Origin of the sequence: Halorubrum sp. SD683, assembly GCF_002135045.1 — an archaeon.
Lineage (GTDB): Archaea > Halobacteriota > Halobacteria > Halobacteriales > Haloferacaceae > Halorubrum > Halorubrum ezzemoulense.
Window position 1 is genome coordinate 1 of sequence record NZ_NEWJ01000078.1, and the last position, 12,338, is coordinate 12,338.

Annotated in this window: 8 protein-coding genes and 2 pseudogenes; 6 read left to right on the plus strand and 4 right to left on the minus strand. The window is 70.6% G+C overall.

The window, feature by feature from the left end; all coding sequences use genetic code 11:
- Together B9G49_RS14015 and B9G49_RS14020 are read left to right on the plus strand one after the other, a co-directional pair.
- Nucleotides 1-1,351 (plus strand): DUF402 domain-containing protein (locus B9G49_RS14015; protein WP_143414714.1); only part of this gene is annotated, 1,351 nt, incomplete at its 5' end.
- 183 nt (nt 1,352-1,534) lie between these two features.
- Nucleotides 1,535-5,370, plus strand: a pseudogene (locus tag B9G49_RS14020) (glycoside hydrolase family 97 catalytic domain-containing protein).
- Nucleotides 5,371-5,418: 48 nt separating this feature from the next.
- Here B9G49_RS14020 and B9G49_RS14025 read toward each other — a convergent pair.
- The 3 genes from B9G49_RS14025 to B9G49_RS14035 form a co-directional block, all read right to left on the minus strand.
- Complete coding sequence (locus B9G49_RS14025) at nt 5,419-5,754, minus strand: NifU family protein (protein ID WP_049932866.1); 336 nt, start codon at nt 5,752-5,754, stop codon at nt 5,419-5,421.
- Nucleotides 5,755-5,865: 111 nt separating this feature from the next.
- The gene (locus B9G49_RS14030) at nt 5,866-6,204 is read right to left on the minus strand and encodes a hypothetical protein (RefSeq protein ID WP_049932867.1); all 339 of its coding nucleotides are present in this window, start codon (nt 6,202-6,204) and stop codon (nt 5,866-5,868) included.
- A gap of 105 nt (nt 6,205-6,309) precedes the next feature.
- On the minus strand, nt 6,310-6,924 hold the full coding sequence (locus B9G49_RS14035; protein ID WP_049932868.1) for a 2Fe-2S iron-sulfur cluster-binding protein: 615 nt from the start codon (nt 6,922-6,924) through the stop codon (nt 6,310-6,312).
- Between the two features lie 145 nt (nt 6,925-7,069).
- On the opposite strand from B9G49_RS14035, the gene B9G49_RS14040 reads away from it, so the two are divergent.
- Together B9G49_RS14040 and B9G49_RS14045 are read left to right on the plus strand one after the other, a co-directional pair.
- Nucleotides 7,070-7,552, plus strand: a complete 483-nt coding sequence (locus B9G49_RS14040) for an RNA-binding protein (RefSeq protein WP_049932869.1) — start codon at nt 7,070-7,072, stop codon at nt 7,550-7,552.
- An 88-nt stretch (nt 7,553-7,640) separates the two neighbouring features.
- Nucleotides 7,641-8,501, plus strand: coding sequence for an endonuclease/exonuclease/phosphatase family protein (locus B9G49_RS14045; protein WP_086216787.1), 861 nt, complete (start codon nt 7,641-7,643; stop codon nt 8,499-8,501).
- Between the two features lie 8 nt (nt 8,502-8,509).
- On the opposite strand, the gene B9G49_RS14050 is transcribed toward B9G49_RS14045, so the two are convergent.
- Nucleotides 8,510-9,313: a DUF1028 domain-containing protein gene (locus tag B9G49_RS14050; RefSeq protein WP_086216788.1), complete on the minus strand. Its 804-nt coding sequence runs from the start codon at nt 9,311-9,313 to the stop codon at nt 8,510-8,512.
- Nucleotides 9,314-9,767: 454 nt separating this feature from the next.
- On the opposite strand from B9G49_RS14050, the gene B9G49_RS14055 reads away from it, so the two are divergent.
- Complete coding sequence (locus B9G49_RS14055) at nt 9,768-11,843, plus strand: PrkA family serine protein kinase (protein ID WP_049932872.1); 2,076 nt, start codon at nt 9,768-9,770, stop codon at nt 11,841-11,843.
- Nucleotide 11,844: 1 nt separating this feature from the next.
- Nucleotides 11,845-12,338: pseudogene (locus B9G49_RS14060) on the plus strand (kinase anchor protein); the annotation flags it as partial.

A 12,338-nucleotide genomic window follows, 5' to 3' on the forward strand; every position in this document is an offset into this window, starting at 1 on the left:
GGGGGTGGCCGCGCACGGCGCCGCCGGCGCGCTCGGCACGGTCCGAGATCTCCTGACCGACGCGGGCCGCGACGCGCTCGCGTGGCCCGACCCGACGCCGCCGGAGACCGTCCTCGACGGCGAGGTGACGGAGACGCTCGGCGGCGGCGCCGTCGTCGACCTCCGAGTCGGCGGCGGGCGAGTCGGCGGCGAGGGCGGCGACGTGACGGGCACGCCCGCCGCGGCCGTCGAGGGGTACCTCCCGTACGGGGCCGTCGACGCCCGGGTCGAGACGGGGGACGCGGTCCGGGTCCAGGTGCGCGAGTCGGCCGCGCCGTGGACGGACCGTCGCCCCGAACTCGCCGGAGAGTTGCGGGTCGGCGGCGACCTCGTCGCGCTCGAACCGGGGTCCGGGACGCGGGTCGACGCCCGGGACGACGAGGCCGCCCGAGAGCTGTCCGGGATGCTCGACCTGCTCGACCTCGAACCGCCGACGGGCTGGCGGGCGGTGTGGCAGCCCGCCGCCGTCGACGCCGACACGGGGGCGCTGACCGCGGGCCTCGACGCGGCCGTCGAGGCCGCCGAGGGGCTACGCGCGGCGACCGGAGCGGACGACGAGAGTGGAGTCGACGACGGGACCGGAGACGGGCTCGGCGTCGTCAGCGACCGGAGCCGGCTCCGCGACGCCCCGCTCGCCGCGCCGAACGCCGGCGTCTGGGTCTGGTTCGGCCGCGAGAGCCGGTCGGGACTCGACGACGCGCGGCGGACCGCGACCGCGACGATGCCCGGCCACCACCGCGTGAAGGCGGGGTCGGCGGACGCCTCGGCCGGCGTCGACCTCGCGGAGGCGCTCTGCGACCCCGCTCCCGACGCCGAGTTCCCGTTCGCGGTCGTGGCCGACGCGTTCGGCCCGCGCGAGGGCGACGCGCTCCGGATCGACCACGGGAAGCCCGACGGCCGGCTGATCACCCTCGGCGAGGGGACGGTGACGGGAGTCGACGCCGACGGGACCGTCACCGTCGAGCGCGAGATGACCGGCGGGGGGACCTACGACGGGCTCGGCGTCGACCGCGAGGCCGGCGACGTCGCCGAGACGAGCCTGAAGGAGGGGCGCTGGTGGTACCCGACGACGTACCGCGGCCGCGACGGGACGGTCCGCGGGACGTACCTCAACGTCTGTACGCCCGTCGAGGTGTTCCCCGACGCGGCCCGCTACGTGGACCTCCACGTCGACGTGATGAAACACCCCGACGGGACGGTTGAGCGCGTCGACGACGAGGAGCTGGCCGATTCGGTCGCGGCCGGCCACACCCCCGAGGCGCTGGCCGAAAAGGTGCGGAGCGTCGCGTCGGCGCTGGAGAACGCGCTGTAGAGGTGGATCGGCGGGCGGCGGTCCGGGCGCCGAGGCGCGTCGACTCGGTCGTTTCGAAATCCAATCACTTCGATTCGTTACAATAGCATTATTATTCATCGCATACACGCTGCGGACGGAATGCGTGAGAAACGATCACAGCAAACGTTTGACGGCGCGACGCGGCGGGGGTTCCTCGGGAGCGTGGGGGCGCTGGTCGCCGCCGCGGCCTACTCGCGAGACGTGTCGGCCGACGACGCCGCGCGAGTCGACAACGAGGCGGACGACCCGGTCCAGACGGTCGAGTCGCCCGACGGATCGATCGCGGTCACGGTCGACGTCACCGGCGGAGCCCCGACCTACGAGGTCGCTCGCGGCGGCGAAACGTACGTCGGACCGTCGACGGTCGGGTTCGACTTCCGGAATCAGCCGTCGTTCGGCGCGAGCGCCGACGGGGAGTCGGGCCCGGTGACGGTTACGGGCACCGAGCGCGAGTCGGCGACCGAGGAGTGGGAGCCGGTGTGGGGCGCGTACGAGGAGGTGTCCGCGGAGTACCGCGCCCTGAGCGTCGGGCTCGCCGACGCCGCCGGGGACGCGGACGGGTCGGGCACCCCCGCGGCGGACGCGCGGACCGCGACCCTCCAAGTGCGCGCGTTCGACGACGGGGTCGGCCTCCGGGTCGTCCTCGGGGAGGGGTTCGCGAGCCACTCGGAGAAGGCGGTGATCGACTCGGAGAACACCGGCGTCGACTTCGCGGCCGACTACGACGCCTGGTGGATCCGCAACGAGGTAACCAATCCGCGGTTCGAGCAGGAGTACGCGGAGACGCCGCTGTCGGAGATACCGGCCGGGAGCCGCGAGACGCGGCCGACGGACACGCCGACCCGGACCGGCGCGCACACGCCGCTGACGGTGGACGCGGGCGACGCGTACCTCAGCGTCCACGAGGCGAACCTCGACGACTACGCGGCGGCGACGCTCGCGCCCGCAGCGACGACGGGGAGACGGCCTTCGCGACCGAGCTCACGCCGCTGCCCGACGGGTCGAGGGCCTCGCTCGACCTCCCGGCGGCGACGCCGTGGCGGACGATACAGGTCGTCAACCGGCCGGGCGGGCTGATCGAGTCGCAGCTCGTCCCGCTGCTCGCCGACCCGCTCGACGAGTCGGCGCTGCCGACCGCGGGCGGCGAGCCGGACGCCGACTGGATCGAGCCCCGCAAGTACGTCGGCATCTGGTGGACGATGATCGCGGGGCAGGCGAACTGGGAGTACAAGTCGGACGACGAGATCGCCGGGAACGACCGAAATCCCGCCGCGTACGTCCACGGTGCGCGGACCGAGCGCATGAAGCGGTACATGCGCTTCGCGAGCGAGAACGGGATCGACAGCGTGCTCGTCGAGGGGTGGAACGAGGGGTGGGACACCTATCCCGGGGACGGCACCGGCTTCGGCTTCGGCGTCGACGACTCCTATCCGGACTTCGACGTGCCCGAGGTGACCGACTTCGGCGCGTCGCTGCCGGACCCCGTCGAGATGACGATCCACAACGAGACGGCCGGTAACATCCCGCAGTACGAGGCCGCGATCCTCGACGAGGACGTGTTCGCGGGGTACGAGGCCGAGGGGATCAACTCGATCAAGAACGGGTACGTCTCGGACCCGGGGCTCGGCATCGACGGCGACGGCGCCGAGCCGACCCACAACCAGCACAACCAGCTCGCGGTGAACCACCACCGGCTCGCGATCCGTGAGGCGGCCGCGAACCGTCAGCTGCTGGAGATCCACGAGGGGATCAAGCCGACCGGCGAGATCCGGACCTACCCGAACGTGGCGAACCGCGAGGTGGTGAAGGCCCAGGAGTACGACGGGTTCGGCCAGCTCGGATCGAACGTCGGCCGCGACCACCACGTCACGCTCCCGTTCACGCGGAACCTCGCCGGCCCGGTGAGCTTCCAGCCGGGTATCTTCGACGTGACCTTCGGCGACGACCGCGGCGACCAGGTCCAGACGACCCGCGCCAAGCAGCTCGCGATGTACCCGACGTACCTCAGCGGCCTCCAGATGGCCGCCGACCGGATCGAGGGGTACGTCGACGAGACGTTCGAGGTGGGCGAGGGGCTCCAAGCCGCGGCCGGCGAGCGCGACGGACTGGTGACCGACGACACGTGGCGGGACGCGTTCGGCACGAACCACGTCGCCGTCGACCCTAACCGCGCACCGAGCGGCTCGTCGGTGACGTACGTCGTGCGCGGCGTCGAGGAGCCGGGGACATACGACCTCCACCTCCGGTACGCGAGCGCGCCGGAGGAGAACGCGCAACGCGTGATCGACGCCGGCGGGCCGCGAGCGACGCTCCGCGTCGGCGACGCGAGCCGGACGATCGAACCCGACTTCACCGCCTACTGGGACGACTGGCGGGTGTTCACGACCGAGGTGGAACTCGACGCGGGCGACACCGAGATCGCGGTCGAGCTCGACTACGAGGACGGCGGAGACGGGTTCACCGGCGACGTGGGGGGATTCAACCTCAACGCGGTCGCCGTCACCGAGTCGGGCAAGCCCTCCCCGATCCCGGCCGAGTACGAGGGGTACGTTCCGGAGAACGAGAACTTCGACGCGAAGCCGGAGTTCTCCTTCATCGAGTCCGTCCCGGCCGCCGGCTGGGACGAGACGCGCGTCGTCGGCGCCGCGATCGGCGACTACCTCGCGATCGCCCGCCGGCACGGCGACGAGTGGTACGTCGGCGTCATGACCGACGGGGCGGGCCGCGCGGTCAACGTGCCGCTCGACTTCCTCGCACCCGGTAAGTCCGGGGACGCGCCGGGGCACGGCAAGGGTGGCGGAAAGGGGAAAGAGAAGGGGAAGAATAACGGGAACGGCGGCGGCCGCGACGGCCCGAAGTACGTCGCGGAGATCTACTCGGACGCGATCGGAGGAGGCGTCGACGCCGACCCGACCGGGGTCCGGATCGACGAGGCGATCGTCACCCCGAGCACGACGCTGCTCGCGTCGCTCGCGCCGAGCGGCGGAACTGCTGTCAGGTTCCGTCCGGCGCGGGGCCGCGAGATCGGTCGACTCCCGGAGTACGAGCGGCCGGAACAGGACATCTCGATCGAGATCGCGGAGGAGGCCGACCTCGACGAGTCGTTCATCGCGGGGACGGGGTCGAACGACGCCGGGTTCGTGGGCGGCACGAACGTCGAGATCGTCGTCGACGGCGAGGTCGAGACGCTCGCCAACGTCCGGCTCCCGCCGAACGCGACGGACGAGACGGTCGAACTCGGCTACCGGATCACGGCGATCGGCACCTACGACGTCGCTGTTCGCGACCCGGAGACCGACGAGAAGCTCGCCGCGGAGACGGTTACCGTTGCTCCCGGCGACGTCGTCGCCGAGCTGACCGACCCGAAACGCGACGACGACGGGCCCGGCGAGTACGTATACCCGACGGACGGTGCGTTCCGAGATGGCGCGTTCGATCTGCGCTCATTCCGCGTCTTAGAGACCGAGAAAGAGTACCGGTTCGCATTCGAGGTTGAGAACCTCTACGACGCGTTCGGCGGCGACTTCTCGCCGCACTACTTCCTCGTCTACTTGCGCGATCCCGACGCGAACGGCGGCCGCACGAGCGCGCTGGACGATCTCGGGCTCACCGCCGAGTTCGGCGCGCCGTGGCGGTACCGGATCGACGCCAGCGGCTTCGCGAAAGGGATCACCGACGCCGACGGCGGAGACCTCGGCACGCCGGAGGTGTTCGTGAGCTTCGAGTCGAACACGGCCGTCGTCTCGGTGCCGAAGTCCGCGGTCGGCGGCGACATCTCTGGCTGGGAGGTGGCGCCGGTGGTCGGCTCGGAGGACCGCGGCAGCTTGCGCGCGGTCGCCGAAGAAGCCGGGACCTTCGTCTTCGGCGGCGCGCGCGAGGGCGCGGCCGGGAACGCGCCGCGGGTCGTCGACCTCGTGACGCCGGACGGCGTCTCGCAGGCTGACGCGCTCGACTACGGCCCCGATTCGCTCGCGTCGCTGCCGTTCACGTCGCTATAAGAGAGGCGGCGGAATCGAGAGGCCTCGCGGCGGGACGGCCCGCCGCGTTCAGAAGTGGTTCGCGGAGTCGGTCTCGTGGCGGAGCTCGCCGCCGCGACCGCCCTCGACCGTCGAGGCGCCCTGATCGCCGGAGGAGGCGGTCCGCACCGTCACGTTGTCGACCTCGTCGAAGTCCATGATGAGGTCGCGGCGGATGTTGTCGGCGGTGATGTTCGAGATACCGCAGCCGGAGCAGGTGCCGCCGAGCTCGACGACGACCTCGCCGGTCTCGGGGTTCGCCTCGCGCACGACGCTCGTGCCGCCGTGCATCTGGATGATCGGCATCTGTCCGACCATCCACCGCTCGACCCGGTCCGCGAGGCTCTCGTCGCTCTCGTCGCTCATTACCCCCAATACATCGCCGACGGTATGGAAAGTTGCGGTTTAGGAGCCGTCGGGCGCGTCGAAAGGAACTGTGTCATCGTCGATGAGACGGAACGGCGGCAGCCGAGCGCGCTATCGCTCCCCGTCGTCGCCCGAGTCGGCCGCGTCGCCGGACTGGCTGGGGAGCCGCGTGGGGTCGGCCGGGTCGTCGCCGTTCAGCGAGTCGTCGCGTTCGAGCACGTACAGCAGCGGCCCGAGCGCGGTCAACACGAGGACTCCGGGTAGGGGCGCGTCGGGAACCGCGAGTAGCGTGACGAGGCTCGCACCGCCGGTGAGCACGACGAGCGCGGCCCACGCCGCCGGCGAGCCGAGGTCGACGCCGACGCGCGCGGCGTCGCGGTAGACGGCCGCGGCGATCAGCGCGACGACGACGCCTCCGCCGCCCCCGACGAGGGCCGTGGTGACGGACATACGGCTCGTTGGACCGAGACGCGAAAAAGGGTGTCGCGAGCGAGAAGGACTGGGAACGAGCGCGGAATCGAGAACGGGTGGGAGAGTCGAGACCAGGAAACGGGCCTACGGCGCCTCGCCGGTCTCGATGCTGAAGGAGTCGCGCGGGTACGCGACGCAGGTGAGCGTGTAGCCGTCGTCGATCTCGGCCTCTTCGAGCATCTGCTGGTTGTCGTGCTCGACGAAGTCCTCGGAGGGGCCGTCCGCGATCTGCCCGGCACAGGAGACGCACTGGCCCTGTCGGCAGGCGTACGGGAGGTCCCACCCCTCGTCTTCGCCCTGTTCGAGGATGGGCTCGTCGTTGGAGAGCTCGACCGTCTCGCCCTGCTTGACGAACTCGACCTCGTAGTACTCCACCTCGTCTTCGGGGATGTCACCGGGGCCGGAGCTGACGGTGCCGCCCTCTTCGAGCTCGCCCTCCCCGCCCTCGGCGCCGCCCGCCGGGATGGCGCCGCCGCCACCGCCGCCGCCGACCGCGCGGTTACCCGGTTCCGGGAACTCGGTCTCGGGGACCGACGACGCGCGGTGTTCGAGCACTTCGTCCGAGACGTCGGTCGTGGGTTCCCACCCCGTCCCCCGCACCGAGGTGACGAGGACGACGAGAAGCGTCGCGACCGCCGCGAGGACGATCGCGGGGGGATTCACGATCGCCACGAGCACGATCGCCAGTGGGTTGAGCATACGAATGGATATGGAGAGGTGGTTTAAGGCCGTTTTGATCGGTCCAACGAGTCGAGACCGTCGCCGCGGAGCGCCCGCCGCGGAATGACCCCCGGACGAGGCGGGGAGCGGTCCATTTATCGGCCGAGCGGTCGACGGAACGCCCATGGAAGTGAAATCTCGGCACCACCTCCGGAGCGACGAGATCACGGCGATCCGCGAGGCGGTGGCCGACCACCTCGGGGTCGACATCGACGGCGAGGCGTTCGAGTTCGTGGAGTTCGTCGACGCCGGCTACGAGCTCGTCTTGGTCGACGGCGACCCCGCCGTCTTCTACGTCGACGACGACGAGCCCTTCCTCACGGTCCGGGGGGCGAACGACTTCGACCCGGAGACGGGCGTCGTGACGGTCGACGCAGGGGCGATCTCCTTCGTCTCCGACGGCGCCGACGTGATGCGCCCGGGGATCGTCGAGGCCGACGAGGCGATCCGCGCGGGCGACCTCGTCGTCATCGCCGAGGAGACCCACGGGAAGGTGCTGGCGGTGGGCCGCGCGATGGTCGACGGCGACGCGATGGTCGGCGACAGCGGCAAAGTCGTCGAGTCGATCCACCATGTCGGCGACGACCTGTACGAGTTCTCGGTGTGAGCGGTCGGGGAGCGGCGGCCTCGATTCGTTCCGCGACACGTCCCGCGCTCCGCGCATTTTAATCGCCTCGCCCGCGACCCCCGACGTAATGACCGCGATCCGGGTGCTGAGCTACAACGTCCGCTACGCCAACCGGGGCGACCACCACGACGCCTGGCACGACCGCCGAGACGCCGTCGCGCGCCTAGTCCGCTTTCACCGGCCCGACATCGCCGCGTTTCAGGAGCCGCTCCCCGGACAGCGCCGCGACCTCCGCGAGCGACTCCCGGAGTACGAGTTCGTCGGCCGGGGTCGCGCGACCGACGGCGAGGGCGAAGGGTGCCCGATCGGCGTCCGGGGCGACCGCTGGGAAGTCACTCGGAGCGGGACGTTCTGGCTCTCCGAGACCCCGGACTCGCCGTCGGTCGGGTGGGACGCGTCCCACCCGCGGATCGCGACGTGGGCCCGAGTGCGCGCCGTCGACGGCGACGCCGCGCTCCGCGTCGTCAACACACACTTCGACCACGTGAGCGCGCGGGCGCGGCGCGAGTCCGCCCGCCTGCTGCGCGAGCGGCTCCCGGCGATCGCGACGGGCGACGAAGCCGACGCCGACGGGACGGCCCCGGTCGTCCTCGTCGGCGACCTCAACTGTACGCCCGGGTCGGAGCCGCACCGGATTCTCATCGGCGACGACGCCGGAACCGGGGGGACCGTCGACGGAGGAGCGGTCGACGGAGGGGCGACCGACGACGCGCCCGCGCTTCGCGACGCCGCCGTTGCCGCCGACCTCCGGCACGGCCCGGAGACGAGCCTCACCGACTTCGCCCGCCTCATCGACGGCCGCCGGATCGACCACGCGCTCGTCTCGCCAGAGCTTTCGGTCGAGGCGTTCGCGACCCTCGCGGACCGCGACGACCGCGGGCGGTACCCCTCCGACCACTTGCCGATCCTCGCGCGGCTGTCGATGTAGCGGGCCTTCTACTCGTCGTCTGTTTCCGTCTCGTCGTCCGTTGCCTCGTCGGGCTCCCTACCATCGTCCGTTGCCTCGTCGGGCCCCCTACCGTCGTCCGTTGCCCCGTCGGCTTCTCTCTCGTCGTCGGTCTCCTCGTCCGCGTACTTCTCCAAGACGGTCTCGTAGCCGCGCTTGGCCGTCTCGTACGTCTCGCGGAGGTCCGCCACCGGCGTCTCGCTCGCGTCGACCCGGAGGTCGTTGTAGTACGGGTCGTCGGTCTCCTCCTCCGTGTTACACACGAGCAGCGCGGCGGACTGGACTTCGAGATCCTCGCGCTTGTCGCCCCCCGCGGCGTGGCCCGCGGCGAGGGCGTCGATCAGCCGCTCGGCGAGGGGCGCGTCGCCGTGGGCGTCGGACTCGTAGGCGGCCGCGGTGTCCTCGACCACGTCCTCGCCCGTCAGGAGGTTGCCCGCGACGGTGTAGTTCTCTCCCTTCCGGTGGCCGTACCAGCCGTTACACTTGTCGCCGGAGAACGCGAACGTCCCGTCGGCATCGACGCCGTGGAGCTGGCGCTGAGCGCTCCCCTCGTCGGCGTTCAACAGCGCCTCCAGCGCGTCGTCGACCGCGAGCCCGTCGCCGAGGTACTCGATCCCCTTCCGTCCCAGTTCGACGTTGACGAGCGACTGGGTCGCCACCGCGCCGTCGGCCGAGGCGAAGGGACACAGCGTGCCGACGCCCGGCAGGCGGGTGGTCACCGCCACGCCGAACCGGGTCTGGTCGTCGCCGTCCTCGTCGGTGTACCGCTCGCGAACGCAGATGCTGAACGTCACAGGCGTACTGGGACGGCGCCCCGCAAAAGGGTGGGTGCCGGGGTCGATGGTTCCGGTTCTCAGCGACGGGCGCGCGGACAGCGCGCGTCTCGAACGGGGCCCAACCGGCGCGCGCGAGGGATTCGAGAGAGCCGACGCTCGCCGCCGCCGTAGATCCCACGGGTCGCTGATAAAACCGGTCGAGGGACCGTCGGCGAACCGGTCGGATCCGGTGAGGGCGCAGGCGCCGGTCGCTGAGTGATGCGTGTCAACGGGCGACATACTTATCCGTGGCAATCCCTCTCACATATATAGCCTCGGATACGGGCGAGGCGACCACCGACACCGACGCGCGCCCCGACGACGCGCCGCTCGCGGCTCGACGAGCTGTTGACATGCGCACGAAGAGCGGCCGCTCCGGCCGTCGCGTCGGCCGTCGGCGACCCCGCCACGCCCCCCGAGCGAACGTGATACGATGGCAGACCGACAAACGCTTGAACGGCTCAGCGAGGAGTACCGGACGGAGGTTCCCGACGACCTCAGAGCGGCGCGCTCGTTCGACTGGTACCTCGACGCGCTGTACGACGACCCCCGGATCGCGCGGAACGCGCACCAGCGCGTCGCGGACATGTTCGACCACTACGGGACGCACTACGACGAGGAGCGCGGCGTCGCCGAGTACGCGCTCGCCGCCGAGGACCCGCTCCACGACGGCGAGAACGTCTTCTACGGCCGCGAGGTCCACGAGGCGATCCACGAGTTCGTCAACAAGGTGAAGTCCGGGGCCCGCGGACTGGGTCCCGAAAAGCGGATCAAGCTCCTGTTGGGGCCGGTCGGCTCTGGGAAGTCGCACTTCGACTGGCTCGTGCGCCGCTACTTCGAGGCGTACACCCGGGAGGACGCGGGGCGGATGTACACCTTCCGGTGGGTCGACCTCTGTTCGGTGATCGACGATCAGGACCCGGACGATGACACGGTCCGCTCCCCGATGAGTCAGGACCCCCTCGTCCTCCTCCCGAAGCCGCAGCGGCAGGCGGTGATCGACGACCTGAACGAGCGGCTCGACGCGCCCTACACGCTTCGGAACGACCAACACCCGGACCCGGCCTCGGAGTTCTACCTGAACGAACTGCTCGCGCACTACGACGACGACCTCCAGCGCGTCCTCGACGAGCACGTCGAGGTCGTCCGGCTCGTCGCAGACGAGAACCGCCGGGAGTGTATCGAGACGTTCGAGCCGAAGGACAAGAAGAATCAGGACGAGACGGAGCTCACCGGCGACGTCAACTACGCCAAGCTCGCCGTCTATGGCGAGTCCGACCCGCGGGCGTTCGACTACGCCGGCGCGTTCTGTAACGCGAACCGCGGCCTGTTCTCCGGCGAGGAACTGCTCAAGCTCCAGCGGGAGTTCCTCTACGACTTCCTCCACGCCTCGCAGGAGTCGACGATCAAGCCGAAGAACAACCCGCGGATCGACATTGATCAAGTGATCGTCGGCCGGACGAACATGCCGGAGTACCGCGAGAAGACCGGCGACGAGAAGATGGAGGCGTTCAACGACCGGACCAAGCGGATCGACTACCCGTACGTGTTGGAGTACGAGAGCGAGGCGGAGATCTACCGGAAGATGCTCGCAAACGCCGACGTGCCCAACGTCCACGTCGAGCCGCACGCGCTGGAGATGGCCGGCCTCTTCGGCGTGCTCACCCGGTTGGAGGAGCCGACCGACGAGACGGTGAGCCTGTTGGAGAAGGCGAAGGCGTACAACGGCGAGCTCGAAGACGAGGAGATCGACCGGCGGAAGCTCCGGGAGGACGCCGCCGAGTCCGCCGACGTCGGCGAGGGGATGGACGGGATCTCCGCGCGGTTCGTCGGCGACGAGATCGCCGAGGCGATCATGGACGCGACCCACCGCGACCGCAGCCACCTCTCCCCGTTGTCCGTCTTCGATCACTTCGAGGCGAACCTCGGCGGCCACGGCTCGATCGCGGCCGACGACCTCGGCCGCTACGAGCGGCTCTTGGAGACCGTCCGCGAGGAGTACCGCGAGCGCGCGATCGAGGACGTGCGCCACGCGCTGGCGTACGACGTGGACGAGCTCCGGCGGCAGGGCGAGAAGTACATGGACCACGTGATGGCGTACATCGACGACGACACCGTCGACGACGAGCTGACCGGCCGCGAGACCGAGCCGGACGAGACGTTCCTGCGCGCGGTCGAGGAACAGCTCGACGTGCCCTCGGACCGCAAGGACGACTTCAGACAGGAGGTGTCGAACTGGATCTCGCGGCGCGCCCGCGAGGGGCGCGGCTTCGACCCGCAGGAGAACGACCGCCTCCGGCGCGCCCTCGAACGGAAGCTGTGGGAGGACAAGAAGCATAACATCAACTTCTCGGCGCTGGTGTCCGCGACCGACCTCGACGACGAGGACCGGAGCGCCTGGGTTTCGGCCTTGGTCGACCGCGGGTATTCCGAGGACGGCGCCGCAGAGGTGTTAGAGTACGCGGGCGCGGCGGTCGCACGCTCGGAGATAGCGGACGGCGGGGACTGAAATGAGCGAACGCACTCGAACGGACGGCGAGGGGTTCGTCGCCGCGGCCGACGACGCCCTTCGGGGGGTGTACGACCCGCCGATGAGCCTCGAGTCCTACGTCGACCGCGTGTTGGAGAACCCGACCGCGGCCGCCTCCGGGGCGGGGTACGTCCTCGCGGCCGTCGAGTCGTACGGCACTCGTGAGGTCCGCGAGCGGGGCGAGACGCTCGACCGGTACCGGTTCTTCGACGACCCGGCGAACGACGGCGAACACGCCGTGTTGGGCAACACCCGCGCGCTCAACGCGTTCGTCGACGACCTCCGCGCGGCCGCGACGGGGCGCGGGAACGACGAGACGATCGTCTGGATCGACGGCCCGACCGCGACGGGGAAGTCGGAGTTCAAGCGGTGCCTGATAAACGGGCTCCGCGCGTTCTCGAAGACGGACGCCGGGCGCCGGTACACCGTCGAGTGGAACGTCACCGGCGCGGGCGTCGGGAGCGGGGGCGGGGG